Source organism: Scrofimicrobium sp. R131 (assembly GCF_040256745.1).
Taxonomy (GTDB): Bacteria; Actinomycetota; Actinomycetes; order Actinomycetales; family Actinomycetaceae; genus Scrofimicrobium; species Scrofimicrobium appendicitidis.
In genome coordinates, this window is record NZ_CP138335.1 from 909,911 (window position 1) to 927,925 (window position 18,015).

Sequence of the window (18,015 nt, forward strand, 5' to 3'; positions counted from 1 at the left end):
GAATCGGGGCGAGGCGAGCCCAGGTGAGGCAATACCCCGATTCCTCCCGACGCGAGGTTAGTCTCGCGCCCGATAGTAGTCAGCGAGGGGATAGTCCCCATCTCTGCGCACGTGGAACTTGGCTCCAAAAGTGGGTTCCAGCACCGCCTCGGAAATGACCTCCCGGGGTGGGCCGGCAAAGCACAGCTCCCCGTCGACCAGCCCAATCACCCGGTCCGCGTAGGCGGAGGCATAGTTGATGTCGTGGATGACGACCACGAAAGTTTTTCCCATCTCGTCTGCGGCCTGGCGCAACTGGCTCATCATGGCCACGCCGTGTCCGATGTCGAGGTTGTTCAGCGGCTCGTCCAGCAGGACGTACTCCGTGTCCTGGGCCAGGACCATCGCCACGTAGGCCCGTTGGCGCTGGCCGCCGGAGAGCTCATCCAGGTAGCGCTCAGCCAGGTCGTTCAGCTGGAGGAAGTCCATGGCCGAGGCGACCGCCTCCCGGTCGGCTGGCGTCAGTCGGCCCTTGGAATGGGGGAACCGTCCCAGCTCGACCAACTGGCGCACCTGGAGTCGGGCGACAAAATGGTTTTCTTGCCGGAGGACCGAAACTGTGCGGGCCAGACGATCCGACTTGGTCTGGCGCGTATCCATACCGTTGATCGTCACCGTGCCGGTGGTGGGTTCCAGCAGGCGTCCGATAATGGTTAGCAGGGTTGACTTGCCGGCTCCGTTCGGCCCGACCAGGGCGGTGATGCCGCCGCTCGGGATATCCAGATCCAGCGGGCCGAGCACCGTGGTTTTGCCGTATGTCTTGCTGATCCCTCGAACCTGAATCACAGCACACCTTTTCGCAATAGGAACACCAGGAAGGTGAGGCCCCCGATGAACTCGATGATGACCGACAGCAGGCCGGCAGCGTAGAACACGTGGCGCAGAATGAAGTAGCCGCTGAGCAGGACAGCGGTCCCCAAGACCACGACCAGTGGCAGCGTCACCCGGTGCTGACCGGAACCGGACAGCTGGTAGGTCAGGGTGGCCACGATGAAACCCAGGAACGCCAGTGGGCCCACCAGGGCGGTCGAAATGGACATCAGCGCCGAGACGATGATCAGGACGCCGGTCACCTCCCGGCGGTAGTTCAGGCCGAGCGAGGTGGCGACGGCCGGCCCCAGGGCGAGGACATCCAGATGGTGACGCCGGGTCCAAACCAGAGCCACCAGCAGGGCGGCCAGTCCCGCCGCGTAGGGCAGATAGGCCGGGTTCGAGTTGGAAAGGTTGCCAAACAGGCGCGCCCGCAGCAGGTCAAAATCAGATGGGGTCAGCAGTCGCTGCATGAAGGTGGAAAGTGAGCCGAGGCCGATCCCGAGCACCACCCCGATCAGGAGGGTCACGTGCAGGCTGGCCCGCCGGTAGGTGAACAGCCAGGTGAACAGGGCGGTGGTGACGCCAATCATCAGCAGGCTCTGGATGGCAATCTTCGCCAGCCCGTCCGTGTTGGCCAGCATGGCTCCGCCAAAAAAGAAGACCAGCGCGGTTTGCATCACCACGTAGATGGCTTCGAATCCCATGATCGACGGGGTGAGGATCCGGTTCCCGGTGATGGTGTGGAACAGGACCGTGCCCACCCCCTGGCAGGTGGCCACTACCACGATGGTGGCCACCGAAACCAGGCGCAGCTGGACGGCTAGGTCGCGCCCGGCGGAACCGGGAGCGCCGGGCAGATCCCACCCGAGCACCCCGGCCGCCGCGACGAGGGCGAGGAGGCCAAAGCCGGTCAGTAGGAGGGACTGTCGGCCGAGCCGGAAACGAGGGGGCGAGGCGAACGCTCGCTCAGGGGAGGGGGCCAATTTTGGGGCCACGGCCAGTTCAGTCACGGGGCACCTGCCGCAGGAGGAGCCCGATGAAGACGATGGAGCCGACGATTCCCAGGATGACCGCTACCGGAATCTCAAAGGGCATCCGGACGGTTCGACCCAGCAGATCAGCCGCCGTGACCAGGCCGACGCCGCCCAGACAGACCCACGGCAGGTTGGACCGGAGGTTGTCCCCGCGCAGCAGCGACACGACATTCGGGACAATTAGGCCCAGGAATGGCAGGAAGCCAACCACGACCGTGGTGACCCCGGTTGCCACCGCTACCAGGGAGGCTCCCAGAAATACGGTGCGCTGGTAGTTCAGCCCCACCGAGGTGGCCAGGTCCTGACCCAAGCCCGCAATGGTGAAGCGGTCGGCGGCCACGTAGATGACCACGACTACCAGCGCCACCAGCCAGAGCACCTCGTAGCGGCCGCGCACCACGCCGGTGAAGCTGCCCTGGAACCAGGTGCCCAGCATTTGCAGCAGGTTGGTGGTGACCGCCAAGTAGGTGGTGAATGCGGAAACCACCGCGCCCAGCATGATCCCGATCAGGGGGACCACCAGTGAGGTCCGGAGCTGAACGCGGCGGAGGATCAGCAGGAACACGGTGGTTCCAACCAGAGCCGCGATTGAGGCGACCAGCATTTTGACCGGGAGACTGGCGGCCGGGGCGACAATGGTGACGACCAGCAGACCGAGGCCGGCCCACTCGGCGGTGCCGGTGGTGGTGGGCTCTGCAAACCGGTTCTGGGTGATCATCTGCATCAGTAGGCCCGAGACCGCCATCGCCGAACCGGCGAGGATGAGTGCGGCCGTGCGCGGCACCCGGGTGATCCAGAACATTTCCTGACCGAGAGCGCCCTGGCTCAGGTCGTAAACTCCCACAAAGAGCGAAGCCACCACCAGCCCCGCCACCGCCAGGGTAGCCACCAGCAGAGGCCAGTGACGTAACCGGGCGGGGCGGGGCGGGGCCAGCCGAACCTGTGGGCGGGCAATGGTGGTCACGGCTGGCTAGCCTTTCTGAGCCGCCGCGAACTGCTCAGCCACCTGGTTGAACAGCTTCGTGTAAGCCTGGATTCCCTCGTCCAAGTAGAAGTTGGGATCCAGGTAGATGATCTGACCCTTCTTGACGGCGGGAACTTCCTTCAGCGCTTCGGACTGCTCGATCAGCTCTTTCGCCGGCACGTAGTCGTCGACTTCCAGGGCGCCGTCGCGGTCCAGCACCACCAGCCATTCCGGGTTGGCCTGGGCGATGGCTTCCACACTGATCTCGTCGCCGTGCGAGGTGTCTTCGGCTGCCTGCTCGATCCCGGGCTTGAGCCCCAGGGTCGGGAACAGCAGCCCCACCCCGCGGCCCTCACCGGGGGCAGCGTAGGCGATCTTGCCGCCGGAGGTGATCAGCCCAACCACGGTGTCCTCTCCGTTGTAGGCCGACTTCGCCTCGGAAATAGACTGGTCCAGCTGGGTGGCCAGCTCCTGTGCCTCCTGCTCACGGTCAAAGATTTGGCCGAGAATCTGGGCTTGCCGCTTCATTTCGGCCACGTGGTCTTCGCCTTCGCGGGCGTTGATCTCGATGGTGACCGGTTGGATCTTCTTCAGATCGTCGTAGTATTTGGCGAAGCGGTAGCCGCCGATGATCAGCTCCGGATCCGCCTCGATGACGGCTTCGAGGTTGGGCTCGCCGTGGTTGCCCACGTCCAGCACCGCTTCGTTTTGCGTGTACTCGGGCCAGAGCTGGCCCATCACTCCCTTGGGGGCGGCCGCCAGCTCCACCCCCCAGTCGCTGAGGGTCTGGAAGGTGGTGTTGTCCAGAGCGACGACGCGCTCCGGGTTTACGGGCACTTCGATTTGTCCGTGGTTGTCTTCAATCGTGACGGTACCCGAAGCTTGTTCGGCCGGGGCTGCCGATTCTGACTGGGTGCCTTCCGAGCCGGACTGCCCGGACGGGGGGCCGCCCGCGCTGCATCCGGCGAGCAGGGCGCCGGCAGTCAGCAGGCCGAGGGCGGCCAGGGTCGGGCGGGTTACAGAGGAACGGTGGAGCCAGTTTTGCTGACGCCCGGTGGGGGCGGCAGTGGTTCCGGCTGCTTGACGATGCATCCGCACGTTCACTTTATCTCCTGTATCTCAGGGAACGAGGTGGTGCCTGGCCGGGGCTTGATCTCCGAGCAGGCCGACCGGTGCTCGACCGATCTGAGGTTAGCATAACCTAACTTAAGACCAATTAGACAAAGGTGGCGTGTTGAAAATGCAAGACTTGAAATCTGGCTGTGCGTTTGATAAATAAGGCTACCCTAAGTAACGATAATGAGGTCAGAATCGTTGTCGTTTGGCCCAAAAGCGGGTCTGCCTCAGCGGTGATGGGAAAGCCTGTGGGGTGAGTTCTGGATGGGTGTGCGGGGCCTGGAATTGTGGTCGGGATCTCACAACTGCCGAGTGGCCAAATAAGTGCGCCCAGTTGAGGTGAGACCAAAAGAGGCGGGACCCGAATGGACCCCGCCTCTATCTCGGGCTAGCTAACTAGCGGACCGTGTTCTGCGGCGCGTGAGGCGCAGCATCGATGGAGTAGTTGAACAGCTGGTAGCGGTCGATTGCCTGCTTGACCACTGCCGGATCAATCTTTCCCTGGCCGGCCAAGCCCTGCAGGGCCCGGACCACAACCGACTCGGCATCGATATGGAAGAACCGGCGGGCAGCCCGACGGGTGTCGGACACGCCGAAGCCGTCCGCGCCCAGGGTCAGGTACTCGCCCGGAACCCACGGACGAATCTGGTCCTGCACCAGGTTGTCCCAGTCCGAAGTAGCCACGAACGGACCTTCGGCCCCGGCCAGTTGCTTGGCAACGAACGGAACGCGCGGCTCCTCTTCCGGATGCAGGAAGTTGTGCCGATCCGCTTCCATTCCGTCCAGGCGCAGCTCGTTCCACGAGGTGACCGACCAGGTGGCGGCGTCCACTCCCCAGTCCTCGGCCAGCATTCGGCGGGCTTCACGAATCCAAGGCACACCCACCCCGGAGGCCAGTAGCTGGACCTTGGGGCCACCGAAACCGGCATGGTCATCGAGCCGGTAGATTCCCTTAATCAGACCCTCAAGGTCCAGGTTTTCGGGCTGAGCCGGCTGGTGGATTGGCTCGTTGTAAACGGTCAGGTAGTAGAGCACGTTCGGATCGCGTGAGTCGCCCTCGCCGTACATCCGGTGGAGACCATCGCGGAAGATGTGGCTGATCTCGTAGGCGTAGGCCGGGTCGTAGGTGACAAACCCGTGGTTGGTGGCGGCCAGAATGTGGCTGTGACCATCCAGGTGCTGCAGACCCTCACCCGTCAGGGTGGTGCGACCGGCCGTGGCTCCAACCACGAAGCCGCGGGACAGCTGGTCAGCCGCGGCCCAGAACTGGTCACCGGTCCGCTGGAAGCCGAACATCGAGTAGAAGATGTAGATCGGCACCATCGGCAGGTTGTGGGTCGCGTAGGCGGTCCCAACCACCTGCATGGCGGCGGCCGAGCCGGCCTCGGTGATGCCGGTGTGCAGAATCTGCCCCTCGATGCTCTCCTTGTAGGACAGCATCATGTCCGCGTCAACCGCGGTGTAGTTCTGGCCGTGCGTGTTGAAGATCTTCGCGGTGGGGAAGATGGCATCCAATCCGAAGGTCCGGGCCTCGTCGGGAATGATCGGCACGAAGTACTTGCCGGCGTTCTTGTCCCGCATCAGGTCCTTCAAAACGCGGACAAAGGCCATGGTCGAGGCGACCTGCTGACCGCCCGAGCCCTTGAGGAGCGCGTCGAAGGGACGGCCCGGCAACTCGGGCAGGAACGGAGTGTTAGCCCGACGTTCAGGCAGGTAGCCGCCCAGACGTTCGCGCCGCTCCTTCATGTAGAGCAGAGCCGGGTCGTCCTCGGGTGGCAGGTAGTAGGGCGGGCACTCGGGATCCGCTTCCAACTGCTCGTCGGTGATCGGAATCTGCAGGCGATCGCGCAGTTGCTTGGAGTCCTCCAGCGTCAGCTTCTTCATCTGGTGGGTGGAGTTACGACCGGCGAAGTTCGAGCCGAGCGCGTAGCCCTTGATCGTGTGAGCCAGGATCACGGTCGGCTGCCCGGTGTGCTCCATCGCGGCCTTGTAGGCGGCGAACACCTTCCGGTAGTCGTGACCACCGCGGGTTAGGGCCCAAATCTGGTCGTCAGTCCAGTTCTCGACCATCGCCTTGGTGCGCGGGTCTCGACCAAAGAAGTGCTCCCGGACGTAGGCGCCGTCGTTCGCCTTGAAGGTCTGGTAGTCGCCGTCCAGAGTCTCGTTCATGACGTTGACCAGGGCGTGCTCCTTGTCGGCGGCCAACAGCTGATCCCAACCGCGGCCCCAGACGACCTTGATGACGTTCCAACCCGAACCCTTGAAGAAGGACTCCAGCTCCTGCATGATCTTGCCGTTGCCTCGCACCGGGCCGTCCAGGCGCTGGAGGTTACAGTTCACGACAAAGGTCAGGTTGTCCAGCCCCTGCTGGGCTGCCAGCTGAACCATGCCGCGCGACTCCGGCTCGTCCATCTCACCGTCGCCGAGGAAAGCCCAAGTGTGCTGCTGGCTGGTGTCCTTGATCCCACGCAGGTGCAGGTACCGGTCAAACCAAGCCTGGTAAATCGCCTCGGCCGGGCCCAAGCCCAGCGAGACGGTCGGGTACTCCCAGAAGTTCGGCATGTGACGCGGGTGCGGGTAGGAGGGCAAGCCGCCCTCGACCGAGACCTGCTGGCGGAAGCCGTCCATCTCTTCCTCGGACAGGCGGCCCTCCAGGAAAGCGCGGGCGTACGGTCCGGGGGAGGCATGCCCCTGGAAGAAGATGTGGTCCCCGCCGCCCGGGTGGTCCTTCCCGCGGAAGAAGTGGTTCAAGCCGACTTCGTACAGGGTGGCCACGGAAGCGTAGGAGGAAATGTGCCCGCCAACCTTGACGCCCTTGCGCTGGGCGCGGGTAACCATCACGGCCGCGTTCCAGCGAATCCAGCGGCGGTACTTGCGCTCAATCGCCTCGTCCCCGGGGAAGAAAGGTTCCTGCTCCACCGGAATCGTATTGATGTAGGGGGTGGTCATCTCCTGCGGGATCTGCACGTCACGCCGACGAGCCTCATCCAGCATGTGCAGGAGCACGTAGCGGGCCCGAGGGCCACCCTTCTCATCAATTAGCGCATCAAGAGACTCCAACCAGTCCTGCGTTTCCTGCGGGTCGTTGTCCGGGACCTGACTCAGGATTCCGTTCACTACTGGTCGTTGATCTTTGCTTGGTGTCACAAGAAATCACTTCCTCGTCGGAGATAATGCACGCCGCTGCCACGGGAGCAACGCGGCCAGATGGTCCTATTGTCCCCCGAATGGACCGACAATGCTAACCCCAAGCGGACCTTGGACCCATGATTTTGCCCTCAGTCAGGTAGCCTTTTTCACCTTCGGCGCGCGCCCACCACCTGAAGGTGATCATTTTGTGACTTGCGCGGCTTGGTAGCATACGATCTTGCCAAGGATCATTTTCGGATCCGACAGATTCAAGCCTGCGGGCTGGTGAGAAAGGTGGTTGGCCAGGTGGCTGTTAGCCTCGGTTTTGCTCCGGGACAGATTGTGCAAGAGTTTTACGTCGACGACGATGTGGACGACGCGCTTCGAGATTCAATCATCGCGGACACTGGTCACGAGCTTGTTGATCTTGACTACGGCGACGTGGTTGACGGCGTCATCATCTGGTGGAGGGCAGAGGACGCCGAAGAAGAGGACCTGGATGACGTCCTGGTCGACGCGCTTTCCAACCTCGACGACGGAGGGGGAGTCATCTGGGTGCTGAGCCCCAAAGCCGGTACCGCCGGTTCGGTTCCCGTGGCCGACATTGAGGATTCAGCTCGCAGTTGCGGTCTCCAGTGCACCTCCGCCACCAAGGTGGCCGACGGGTGGGCGGGGATCCGGCTGGTTGCCCGGGGGCGCGGAAAATAACCGCTGCCAACGTTTGCGTTGGTGACCTGAGTATCGCTATCATGTGACAGTTGTCAGCCGCCAGTTGGCGCCCGTTGGCAAATGTAGGGCCTATAGCTCAGTTGGCTAGAGCGCCACGTTTACACCGTGGATGTCGGGGGTTCGAGTCCCTCTGGGCCCACCATTTCGGACGTAGTCAAACCTCTGACATGGGTGTTCTGGCCCGTCGTGACGACGTATGGCTCCGCGTGGCCGAGGGGCGCTTCCTCGTCTTCATTGATGTCGATGCCGTCGGCGAGGTGGGCGGCGAAGATCTTGTCGGACGCGTCTTCCAACCTGCGCCGGTTGGTGGCGGGCTCGGCGAGTTCGTCGGATCGGGAGGCGAAGCGCTCGTCGAATGCCGCCTCGACCTACTTGGCGAGGCCGACGTGCCAGGCCTTGTTGACCGAGATGTGGGCGTAGCAGTTAGCGACGAGTTGCTCGACGACGGCAACGGGGATTGCACGGCGCGTGCACTTGGTTTTGCGGGTGCGTCTGCCTCTGTAGGAGTAGTAGGCGTACTGGGTGCCCTGCTTGTTCATGGGGAGCTCGCGTCGTAACCGGGAGCTGCACGCCCCGCAAATCAGAGATCCTTTGAGGTAGTGGTCGTGGACACGCTTGCGTGCTCGGGCTTGCTTCGCGGTGTCGAGGCTCGACTGCACCCGCTGCCAGGTCGTCAGATCGATCAGCGGCTCGTGCGAAGGCGACAAGAACCGTCGTCGTTGTGTCCTCGGTTTCCTCGGCGCGGTTGTATCGCTGATAAATTGCCGCTAGTACCGGGTGGTCATCCACGATCTGGAGTGCCCGCGTGCTGAACCCGTCGGGGTTGTGGAACGAGGAGAAGTGCGGGCGTCGTGCTTGGTGGACGTTGCAGAGGAGTCCTTGGGCGCGTTCTTCGTAGATGCAAGGGATTCGCACGGCATGCGTGATCACACCCCACGGGTCCCGCGTGTCCCGCGTCGATTTTGCCCGCATCACATCGAAAGCGGCCGAGACCGCCTCCCATAGATCGAGTTCATGCCGACGAGCGAGAGCGGCGAATCTACCGTGGACGTAATACATGAGCTCGGCTGCTGCAAGGTCGTGTGCCCAGGCGCTGTCTCCAGCGCCATGGAGTTGGTAGAGCAGGTTGGGAAAGGTCTCACTGCGGTCGTCACCAAGGTCCATATCCGAGATGAAGCGGCGCAGGTGCTTGACGTCGAATGGCACAAGCAGCATGAGCCATTGCTGCTCTGGGAACGTTCGAGACCTCGCAGTCTTGGCCGGCGCTGGGCAACGATCCACGAGGTGCATCATGCACGTCGCTCATTGCTTGATGCCGCGCGAGACTGGCTTGCAGCGCGTCTCCCTGGTTTTTTGCTCACACGAAGCGTCCGCAGCCATTGCTTGAGCTGACGCTCTTTGACACGCTCGACCCCACCGTGCTGCCGCGACCGGCGCTGAACCGCGACCGGCGCGTCTCAGGGCGCGATACTTTGCGCGCTCGCGGCATCGAGCGCTCGGTGTTCCACATGCTCACCTCCCCCCGACGTGCCAAAGCTTGTGCTCCACTCTCTGCAGAGCGTTGAGAAAGACCCGCTGGCGAATGACTCGACATGGACGCTCTGGGGAAGTCGTCCGGCAGTGCTCAAGGCAGTCGGCCCAGAGAGTCTCGACTACGTCGGCGAGCTTGACAATCAGAAGATCGCTCATCGACTTGTCGACAGCACGAGCAACCTGTTCCTCATGCTCTCCGTGTCGGTCCACCCTGAGGCTACTGAGGAGCGCTTCGCCGAGGTTCGGGACAGTGCTAGCGCACGGCACGGCAAGTTCCGAACGCGGGCGATCCGCGAGCTACGTCAAAGCTTCCTTACGCTGAGTCTCGACCTGGCAAGCATGCAGTGTGATGTTGCTGCGTTCTGGAAGCGCCCCGGGTATGGGGAGGGCGACCAGGAGTTCAGCTATGTCCTGACTCCTGACGAGCGCTCACGCACACGCAAAGCGAAGAAATCACCGGGAGCGCCCATCAGCTTCAACGACAGACTCAAATAGCGGCATGAGGAATGGTTCGAACAGCTGCGGCAGGCGGACAACGACTATCGCGACATTCTTTCGACCGTGTCCTCACTCAGTTCCTCTGCTGATGCTTTCCGCACTGGGCGTCTCGCGCTCTGGGTCGCGGTCATGTCTCTCATTGTTGCGGTAGCGACGGTTTTCGTGTTGCAGGTTGATAAGAAGAGTCTCTTCGAGTGGATCTGGCAGATATTCTCTGGATAATCCTCGCCACATGCAATATTTTCGTATAACATTAATGGCATGAGCGAGCACGAAACGATCAACGGCATCCCCGTCACCGAGAAGCAGATTGCCGCATGGGCGGCCGAGGCGGAGGCTGGTTACGATGTGGTGGCGTTGAAGAAGCGGGGCCGTGGTCGACCTGGTCGTGGCGCTGAGCCGTCGCAGGTCATCGCATTGCGTCTCACGGCTGAAGAGATCAGCGCTCTTGACGCGCGAGCGGAGCGTGAAGGCATGTCTCGCTCCGAAGTGATCCGTAAGGCACTGGCTTTGACGTGAAGGTCCACCCGTCGGCACTCAAGCACGGCGTAGGCGCCGAAGACGCTATCCATGCTGCAACATGGGCGACCTGGATTGAGGACCTCGATGATGACAGCCCGGCCAGGCAGCTCAGGCTCGGGTTCGACACCCGTGGCCGGCTGCTGGAGACAGTGGTTCTGGTCTTCGACAGCGGAAGCGAACTCGTGATCCACGCCATGAAGGCCAGACCGCAGATGTTTGATCTCCTGCCGTAGCGGCCTCCAGGGCACGGTTCATCTGGTCCGAGCCTTCTCCTACACCGTTATCCGGTTAACCGCGAACCTTCTGGCGATCGACAGGACGCTCTCGCCACTGTCACGAGCCGTGTGAATGGCGTATATCTGCTTAGCCGTCAGAGGCGTTCGATTGCGTCTCTTTGGTTCTGTTACCGCCCCTTCGAGCCCCGATTCGCCCGTAGAGCCCGACGAGCCGAGTCCCCGCTTCGCCAGTTCCCACACGGCTTCCAGCCGCTCGACGCGCTTCCACTCATGTGGTCGGAGTCCGCCTTGCTCCACAGAAAGTGTTCTGTGGGAACTTGAGACATCTGAAGATGCGGAATGTTCTCTTGTGGCTTCCTTGCCTCTGCTAGCTTCTCCTTGTCTGTCAGTCATGAACCTGTTGATCGGGTACAGCTTGCGCAGGGTCTTCGCCAGGGTCGTCGGTGCGGAGCATCACGACAGTTGCGGCGCCGATGTCGTCGCACCAGTCCCGTGTTGGTTGCGCGGACGGCTTGTTTGCTCCGGCCACTCTGTCAGTCATGAGTCGGATCAACGCCTGACACTGACGGCGGTCGGGGTTCCAAGGAGCTGCGGCGCTACTTCTGCATCCCGAACCTCCGGGGCCAAGCTGGCTTACCGTCCGCGGCATAATACGTTGACTGAGCCACCTCCAATGTCTTGCAGATGCGCTCGACCCCAATCCTTCGACCGGTCACGATATCGTCCTTGTTTGGGTTGATGAGACCCAATAGCCCTAGTGTTGGCGGTCGAGTTCCGCCTAGAAGGAAGATCCGGCCGGCTTCAAGATTTCATTCGCGCTTCAGGTCACGGTGCTCCAAGTCAAGCTCACGCAACCGTGCCTACACATCAGTCCTCACCCCAGCAGTCATACCGCCATCGATACCATCCTGACGCACCCAAAAGCGCACTGACTCGACGCCGCGTCCGAGCGGCCCAGTCACCCGCGGTATATTCACCGGACCGTGCCGAGTTCCGTGCGCAGCGTTCGCACCATCCAGACCGCGCCAACCCTCTCCTCGGCCCAGTAGTGTCGTCCCTTGATCGAGTGTTGGGCCGTTAGCCCATTCCCAATCCATAGCTACTGAATCACCAACAAACCTTGGGCTCTTCAAAGGGAGAAGGAGCCCTCATCCATTGCGGTCCAACTAGGCACCGGAACTGATGTAGAGTCTCGGAAAACGAGGCTCAAAAACTACTCGCACCAACTCGCCGGGGGCAGGTTAAAACATGGTAGTCATTTCAATCGTTGCGCTTACTATTTCGGCCTTCGCGCTGCCATTTACCGTCTGGGCAGCGAGAGCGGCCGCAAGGCAAGCAAAGGCGGCGTACGACCAGACGGAGATCCAACGTGAGCAAGTAGCCGCCGCGCGTGAGCAGACCCAACTGCAACGCGAACTTGCTCACGAGGCACTACAGCCTTATGTGTGGGCGGACATCCAGTCGAATGCGCTGCAAGGCACGTCGCTGCATGTGGTGGTGGGCAACAGCGGCCCCACAGTTGCGCGCAATGTGAGGGTGACATTTGATCCCCCGCTTACAGCGTCTAAGCTGCAGTCGGACTACATCGAGAATGTCCAACAGATGCTCGCAAGTGGTCTTCACTCACTTGCTCCGGGACGAGAATGGCTGTGGTCTCTTGGTGCCGGCTCAGAGCTGCTATCCAGTGAGGAACCACAGGTCCGCACAGTGCGTGTCGAAGGTGATGGTCCATACGGTCCGCTGCCTGTGCTCGAGTTTCAGATCGATATCTCGCAAATGCGCCTGAGGGTGGATGCTCCAGTTGGGTCACTGCACTATGTGCGTAAAGCGATTGACGACCTCACTGGGGCTGTGAGCGCAGTAGATTCGACAGTGAAGCTTGTACTCGATCCCTGTGACCAATCACCGGAGTAGACGGCCTAACGCAATGACTTGCGTAGGGCCTTTGCCGGGCAGTCGTCGAGATCCGAAGACGAGGCGAGTTCGGATGTTGATCGATCAACATTGCGGTAATCGACCTCGGTGAGGCAATGGCTTTTGCGGGACTATAAGTATGGGGTGCTCCTGCAATCACCTTGGGAGCCCGCAGGGAAGGCTGCGGCGTGACGATTAGTCAAAGTTGAAACCTGTGCGGCTCTTACGAGGGTATCCGCAGCCCCAATACGACCGGCGAGGCGCTTGCTTTCCGCCAAACGTGGACGTTTCTTCCAGGACCCCGAAAGTCCAGCTGAAACGAGAGCAAAATGCTTCTGCACCCAAGAGACACGACCGCACCAGCTGCCAGTTTGGTCTTGGACGAGGCGAGACTGGGCTACCCGGGCCAGGAAGGGCCCTTTCAGGACGCCAGTGAGAGGGTCAACTCCACCGGCTCGGCCTCGAACCTCTGACCGGTGACGGTGGCAGCCCAACTGGCTCGGCAGGTGACTTGCCGTTGGGCCAGGTCAGCGTGGGCGATCCGATAGGGCAGGGTGAACTGCTCTGTCTGGCCGGGAACTAATGACCGGCTGGATGTTGGCCACAGGTGCACCGCCTCGGACAGCTCTGAAGGAAAAATCGTTACCGTCAGGTCCTCGGCGGGTCGGTTGTCGAGATTGGTCAGCTCTAGCGTGTAGGTGAGTGCCTCGCCCAGCTGGACGGGAGTACTCAGAGCGCCAGGATCGGCGCGAAGCTGGAGGGACAGGCCCAGCTGGGACCTTTGGAGGGCCGGTGCGCCGAAATCGCCAACAGTTAGCGTGGGGGCATCGGTCATGTATTGGAGGATCCTTCCGAGGGACAAAAGATGCGGTAAATTGGTGGAGCGTCCGGCGCTGCACGGTGTCACTTGGCTGAGTGAGATCTAGACCAATCGGGACTGGGGTTTTGGAGAGAACCGCAGCCTGATTCCGTTGGCGCTAACACCTGGTGCAGCAGCCGGACGCTGCCTAAGAATGAGTATGGCCCACCAGGCGGGTGGGTACGTGTCACAGGCTGCCACTTCAGTGGAGCGCGTTGTCAATTAGGTGTTGACCTTGGCTTGTGCGGATATGTCAGTCGGACTGGCTCCCGGCCGAGACCTGGCTGGCTCAGAGTCCTAAGTGTGAACACTCTCCTTTGAGTTTGGGGAGCAGTGCCTGGTCGAGCTCATGGGAGGGCCCTGCGGGTAGTCTGGCGAGCCAGTTGCTGGGGGGGTAGGGCTTGGCTTCACCCGCCCGGGTGTCCAGCAAATGCTGAGAAAGAGTTGACGTGTGCCATACACCTCCATAAACTGTACCGACGAGACGGTTTAGTAGTGGGAGGCAGTAAGTGAGTCGAGAGCTTAGCGCTGCCCGTCAGTGGGCGAGCCTGGCGGTCCTGGTGGCCGGGGTTCTCCTGTTGGCCATTGACGCCACGGTCCTCTACCTGGCTGTCCCTGCGCTGACGGCCGATCTGGCGCCGACCGCCACTCAGGTGTTGTGGATTGGCGACATTTACTCGCTGGCGGTGGCCGGGTTCCTGGTCACCATGGGTAACCTGGCCGACCGGGTGGGGCGAAAGCGCCTGCTCCTCATTGGTGCTGCTGCCTTCGGGTTCGCCTCGCTGTTGGCCGGCTTCGCCCCCAACCCCGGGGTTTTGATTGCCGCACGCCTGATTCTCGGGATCGCGGGGGCAACAATCATGCCTTCGACGCTGTCACTAATTCGCGTCATCTTCCCCGATGAGGGTCAGCGAACCAAAGCGGTGGCCATCTGGTCTGCCGCCTCCTCGGGCGGCATTGCCATTGGGCCCCTGGTGGGTGGGGCACTGCTGGAGCATTTCTGGTGGGGCTCCGTCTTCCTGATTAACCTGCCGGTCGTGGTCCTGCTCCTGATCTTCGGTGCCTGGCTCTTGCCCGAGTCGCGCAATCCGCAGCCAGCTCGCTTCGATCTACTGTCTTCCTTACTGTCTCTGCTGGCTATTGTTCCGTTCGTCTTTGTCATCAAGCAGCTGGCAGGGGGAGACTTTGGGCCGGTGACCATTGGGGCGTTTGTGGCCGGGGTGGTCGGGCTGGTGCTGTTCGTGACCCGGCAGCGGCGCTCCAAAGACCCGATGATTGACGTGGGACTGTTCGCCAACCCGGCCTTTACCGGTGCCGTCCTGGTCAATCTGATCTCAATTTTCGCGTTGGCCGGAGTGCTGTTCTTCTTCTCCCAGTACCTACAACTGGCTCGCGGATTGTCGCCGCTAGGAGCGGGGATCGCTCAGCTGCCGGTGGCCCTGGGGGCCATGTCGGCCTTCGTCTTCGTGGGGTTCTTGTTCCGCCGGCTCGGGCGGGGGCGAGCCATCGCGGCAGCCCTTCTGCTCGGGGCGGCCGGACTGGTGGGCGTATCGGTAGCCGAACACACCCAGAGCCTGGGCTGGGTGTTGGTCGCGCTGGTGCCGCTGGGCCTGGGGAACGGGATCGCTGAAGCGCTCAGTATCGACGCGGTTGTGACCGCGGTGCGCCCCGAAAAAGCCGGCTCGGCCGCTTCAATCTCCGAGACGGCGTACGAGTTGGGTGGGGCTTTGGGAATCGCCATTTTGGGTTCGGTGGTGACCGTCCTCTATCGGGCCCACCTGGTCTTACCCGCCCACCTGAGTCCGGCCGCCGCTGAGCAGACGCGGGACTCCCTGGCGAGCGCGGCCCAGGTGCTTGATCCAGGCAGTACCGCCTTCGCCGCAGCCCGCGAGGCATTTGTGAATGCGATGGAGACCACTACTTTGATCGCGGCGGCTATTATGGTGGTGGCAGCGCTAGTTGCTGATTTGGTCATTCCCGCCGGGAAAGAGCGGAACGTCGTTCACGCCTAAACATGGGCACACCGAGAGAGGATGCTTCGTCTATGGGAAGAAGTGCAGGCCGGACCCCGGTCGAGACTAGACGCCAAATCCTTGACGCCGCGGCTCGGATCATTCGGCGCCGAGGTTTGGCCACACCCGTTTCTGAGGTGGCAGCTGAGGCAGGCGTCTCCAAGGGCGGCCTCCTCTACCATTTTCCGAGCAAAGAAGAACTGCTGCAGGGATTGGCTGTTGATCTGGTCAAACGCTTCCGCACCGAGGTGGAGGCAGCCATCGATCATGACGACCCCAGGCCGGGCCGGGTAGCCCGGGCGTACCTGCAGGTCAGTTTCGCCGACAGTATCGACACGGTGGGCTTGCGCGACGAGATCTCGTTGGCTGCACACCTGATGGATTCGCCTTCGCTCCACGAGATACTGCAGTCAGATTCCGAACAGTGGCGCCGGGAAATTGAGGCCGACGGACTGGACCCGGCCGTCACCCGAGTGGTGATTGCCGCCTCGGACGGGATCAACATTGGCCCGCTGTGGGGCCCAATCCTGTCGGAAGAGGACACCCGAAAGCTGGCTCAGGACCTGATCGAGCTCACCTACCGGGGCACACTCTAGCCCACTTCGATCCGGGAAAAAGAAAGTTCCGCCGGACCCGGTGAAATCCTTGCTGGGACCGGGGACCTAGTGGTTGCATAATCCCATGTGTGGAATCGTTGGATACGTAGGTCAGAACCCGTCATCTCGCCCCGAGCAGGTCGTGCTCCAAGGACTGGAGCGCCTCGAGTACCGCGGATATGACTCCGCTGGGATCGGATTGGGCGCTCCCGGAGCCGAGGCTTTGACCGTGGTCAAGCGGACCGGCAAGCTGGTCAATTTGCGCCGGGCGCTGCAAGATGAGCCTCCGACCCCGGCCACGGCCGCTATTGGGCACACCCGGTGGGCCACGCACGGGGAGCCGTCGGAAGCAAACGCCCACCCCCAGTTCAACCCGGACCGGTCCTTGGCACTGGTGCACAACGGCATCATTGAGAACGCTTCGACGCTGGCGGCCGACCTCCACTCTCGCGGCTACCGGTTCGTGTCCCAGACGGACACCGAGGTGGTTCTGCACCTGCTGGATTGGACCCTCACCCGCCCGGATTTACCCGAGTGGGACGGCGACCTGCCCGGGCTGGAGGGGGACGAGCTAGTGGCCGGGCGGCGCCTAATGGCCGCCATGCTGGTGGTTACCCGCGAGTTGGTGGGTGGGTACACCCTGCTGGCACTGCACCGCGATTGCCCCCACCTGGTGGTGGCCGCGCGGCGTTCCTCGCCCTTGGTGATTGGGCGCGGGGAGCAGGAGAATTACCTGGGCTCGGATCCGTTGGCCTTTGCCGACTACACCACGCACGCGGTGGAAATCGGGCAGGATCAGGCGGTGGCGGTCACTCCGACCGCAGTAGTGGTGGTGGACCAGGACGGTCAGGCAGTCACCCCCCGCGAGTTCGAAATTGACTTCCTGCGGGACCGGGCCTCTAAGGACGGCTGGGACACCTACATGGAGAAGGAGATTCACGAGCAGCCACGCGCCGTGCAGGACACGCTGGCGGATCGGCTCGACGCCCACGGGCGGCTGACCCTGGACGAACTGCGAATCTCCGAAGAGCTTCTGCGCCGGGTCGACAAAATGATCATCGTCGCCTGTGGGACCGCTTCCTATGCGGGCCAGGTCGCACGCTACGCCATCGAGCACTGGTGTCGGATCCCGGTCGAGGTGGAACTGGCCCACGAGTTCCGCTATCGCGACCCGGTGGTCAACGAGAAAACGCTGGTGGTGGCGGTGTCTCAGTCGGGCGAAACCATGGACACGATCATGGCCATTCGCCATGCCCGCAATCAGGGGGCACGGGTGGTGGCGGTGGTGAACACTCCCGGCTCCACCATCGCGCGCGAGTCCGATGCCGTGCTGCTGACCCATGCGGGTCCGGAAATTGCGGTAGCTTCGACGAAGGCTTTCACCGCCCAGATCACCGCCACCTATCTGCTGGGGCTGTATTTGGCACAAATCCGCGGGAACAAGTACTTGGACGAGGTGCACGACTATCTGGATGGGCTGGCCCAAATCCCCGCCAAGATGGAGCGGGTGTTGGCCGAGGCCGAGGCGGTGCGCCAGGTGGCACGCTCCATGGCCGGGGTCGAGTCGGTCATCTTCCTGGGCCGCCACGTCGGCTACCCGGTGGCGCTGGAGGGGGCACTGAAACTGAAGGAGATCGCCTACATTCACGCGGAGGGTTTTGCCGCGGGCGAGCTCAAGCACGGTCCAATTGCGCTGGTTGAGGAGGGGACACCCGTGTTCGTGGTTGTACCCACGCCGAGGCGCCCGGAACTGCACCAAAAGACTGTCTCCAACATTGAGCAGGTCCGGGCCCGGGGTGGCAAGACGCTGGTGATTGCCGAGGAGGGTGACAACTCGGTCAACGAGTTTGCCGACGTCATCTTCCGGGTGCCTCCGGCCCCCACCCTGTACCTGCCACTGCTCGAGGTGATCCCACTGCAGCTGTTTGCCTGCGCATTGGCCGAAGCCAAGGGCTTGGACGTGGACCAGCCCCGAAACCTCGCTAAGTCTGTCACCGTCGAGTAGCGGCCAGGCACTGGAC

The 18,015-nt window shown here is 62.4% G+C and carries 15 protein-coding genes and 1 tRNA gene; 9 read left to right on the forward strand and 7 right to left on the reverse strand.

Annotated features, from left to right (window positions below; genetic code table 11):
* Window positions 1–57: 57 nt before the first annotated feature.
* The 5 genes from SAC06_RS04275 to aceE all read right to left on the reverse strand — a co-directional run bounded on the left by SAC06_RS04275 (window position 58) and on the right by aceE (window position 7,113).
* Window positions 58–825 carry an ABC transporter ATP-binding protein gene (locus SAC06_RS04275; protein WP_350258972.1) on the reverse strand — a complete coding sequence of 256 codons (768 nt, stop codon included), beginning with the start codon at window positions 823–825 and terminating at the stop codon, window positions 58–60.
* Complete coding sequence (locus SAC06_RS04280; RefSeq protein WP_350258973.1) at window positions 822–1,862, reverse strand: iron chelate uptake ABC transporter family permease subunit; 1,041 nt, start codon at window positions 1,860–1,862, stop codon at window positions 822–824. Before SAC06_RS04280 ends, SAC06_RS04275 begins: the two co-directional genes overlap by 4 nt.
* On the reverse strand, window positions 1,855–2,850 hold the full coding sequence (locus SAC06_RS04285) for an ABC transporter permease (RefSeq protein ID WP_350258974.1): 996 nt from the start codon (window positions 2,848–2,850) through the stop codon (window positions 1,855–1,857). The genes SAC06_RS04280 and SAC06_RS04285 overlap by 8 nt, the downstream gene beginning before the upstream one ends.
* 6 nt (window positions 2,851–2,856) lie before the next feature.
* Window positions 2,857–3,954 (reverse strand): siderophore ABC transporter substrate-binding protein, encoded by a 1,098-nt coding sequence (locus tag SAC06_RS04290; protein ID WP_350258975.1) that lies wholly within the window; start codon window positions 3,952–3,954, stop codon window positions 2,857–2,859.
* A 408-nt stretch (window positions 3,955–4,362) separates the two neighbouring features.
* The gene (gene aceE / locus SAC06_RS04295; protein WP_350258976.1) at window positions 4,363–7,113 is read right to left on the reverse strand and encodes a pyruvate dehydrogenase (acetyl-transferring), homodimeric type; all 2,751 of its coding nucleotides are present in this window, start codon (window positions 7,111–7,113) and stop codon (window positions 4,363–4,365) included.
* A gap of 288 nt (window positions 7,114–7,401) precedes the next feature.
* Between aceE and SAC06_RS04300 the strand changes: the two genes are divergently transcribed.
* Window positions 7,402–7,803, forward strand: coding sequence for a DUF3052 family protein (locus SAC06_RS04300; RefSeq protein WP_350258977.1), 402 nt, complete (start codon window positions 7,402–7,404; stop codon window positions 7,801–7,803).
* Window positions 7,804–7,889: 86 nt separating this feature from the next.
* Window positions 7,890–7,966, forward strand: a tRNA-Val gene (locus SAC06_RS04305).
* Between the two features lie 226 nt (window positions 7,967–8,192).
* On the opposite strand, the gene SAC06_RS04310 is transcribed toward SAC06_RS04305, so the two are convergent.
* Window positions 8,193–8,363: a hypothetical protein gene (locus tag SAC06_RS04310; RefSeq protein WP_350258978.1), complete on the reverse strand. Its 171-nt coding sequence runs from the start codon at window positions 8,361–8,363 to the stop codon at window positions 8,193–8,195.
* A 1,081-nt stretch (window positions 8,364–9,444) separates the two neighbouring features.
* Between SAC06_RS04310 and SAC06_RS04315 the strand changes: the two genes are divergently transcribed.
* The 4 genes from SAC06_RS04315 (at window position 9,445) to SAC06_RS04330 (ending at window position 12,527) form a co-directional block, all read left to right on the forward strand.
* On the forward strand, window positions 9,445–9,852 hold the full coding sequence (locus SAC06_RS04315) for a hypothetical protein (RefSeq protein WP_350258979.1): 408 nt from the start codon (window positions 9,445–9,447) through the stop codon (window positions 9,850–9,852).
* 264 nt (window positions 9,853–10,116) lie between these two features.
* Entirely contained in the window at window positions 10,117–10,374 is a 258-nt protein-coding gene (locus SAC06_RS04320; protein ID WP_350258980.1) for a CopG family transcriptional regulator, read from the forward strand.
* Entirely contained in the window at window positions 10,371–10,610 is a 240-nt protein-coding gene (locus SAC06_RS04325) for a toxin (protein WP_350258981.1), read from the forward strand. Before SAC06_RS04320 ends, SAC06_RS04325 begins: the two co-directional genes overlap by 4 nt.
* Window positions 10,611–11,861: 1,251 nt before the next feature.
* Window positions 11,862–12,527, forward strand: coding sequence for a hypothetical protein (locus SAC06_RS04330; RefSeq protein ID WP_350258982.1), 666 nt, complete (start codon window positions 11,862–11,864; stop codon window positions 12,525–12,527).
* 421 nt (window positions 12,528–12,948) lie between these two features.
* On the opposite strand, the gene SAC06_RS04335 is transcribed toward SAC06_RS04330, so the two are convergent.
* On the reverse strand, window positions 12,949–13,362 hold the full coding sequence (locus tag SAC06_RS04335; RefSeq protein ID WP_350258983.1) for a hypothetical protein: 414 nt from the start codon (window positions 13,360–13,362) through the stop codon (window positions 12,949–12,951).
* 533 nt (window positions 13,363–13,895) lie between these two features.
* Between SAC06_RS04335 and SAC06_RS04340 the strand changes: the two genes are divergently transcribed.
* The 3 genes from SAC06_RS04340 to glmS all read left to right on the forward strand — a co-directional run bounded on the left by SAC06_RS04340 (window position 13,896) and on the right by glmS (window position 17,999).
* Window positions 13,896–15,398 carry an MFS transporter gene (locus SAC06_RS04340; protein WP_350258984.1) on the forward strand — a complete coding sequence of 501 codons (1,503 nt, stop codon included), beginning with the start codon at window positions 13,896–13,898 and terminating at the stop codon, window positions 15,396–15,398.
* 32 nt (window positions 15,399–15,430) lie between these two features.
* The gene (locus SAC06_RS04345; RefSeq protein ID WP_350258985.1) at window positions 15,431–15,994 is read left to right on the forward strand and encodes a TetR/AcrR family transcriptional regulator; all 564 of its coding nucleotides are present in this window, start codon (window positions 15,431–15,433) and stop codon (window positions 15,992–15,994) included.
* A gap of 85 nt (window positions 15,995–16,079) precedes the next feature.
* The gene (glmS, locus tag SAC06_RS04350; RefSeq protein WP_350258986.1) at window positions 16,080–17,999 is read left to right on the forward strand and encodes a glutamine--fructose-6-phosphate transaminase (isomerizing); all 1,920 of its coding nucleotides are present in this window, start codon (window positions 16,080–16,082) and stop codon (window positions 17,997–17,999) included.
* The last annotated feature ends 16 nt before the right edge of the window (window positions 18,000–18,015 follow it).

Bases quoted from the DNA above. Each gene is read 5' to 3' on its own strand.
- SAC06_RS04330 (WP_350258982.1), top strand. From the start codon at position 11,862: ATGGTAGTCATTTCAATCGTTGCGCTTACTATTTCGGCCTTCGCGCTG.
- SAC06_RS04345 (WP_350258985.1), top strand. From the start codon at position 15,431: ATGGGAAGAAGTGCAGGCCGGACCCCGGTCGAGACTAGACGCCAAATC.
- glmS (WP_350258986.1), top strand. From the start codon at position 16,080: ATGTGTGGAATCGTTGGATACGTAGGTCAGAACCCGTCATCTCGCCCC.
- SAC06_RS04320 (WP_350258980.1), top strand. From the start codon at position 10,117: ATGAGCGAGCACGAAACGATCAACGGCATCCCCGTCACCGAGAAGCAG.
- SAC06_RS04310 (WP_350258978.1), bottom strand. From the start codon at position 8,363: ATGAACAAGCAGGGCACCCAGTACGCCTACTACTCCTACAGAGGCAGA.
- SAC06_RS04335 (WP_350258983.1), bottom strand. From the start codon at position 13,362: ATGACCGATGCCCCCACGCTAACTGTTGGCGATTTCGGCGCACCGGCC.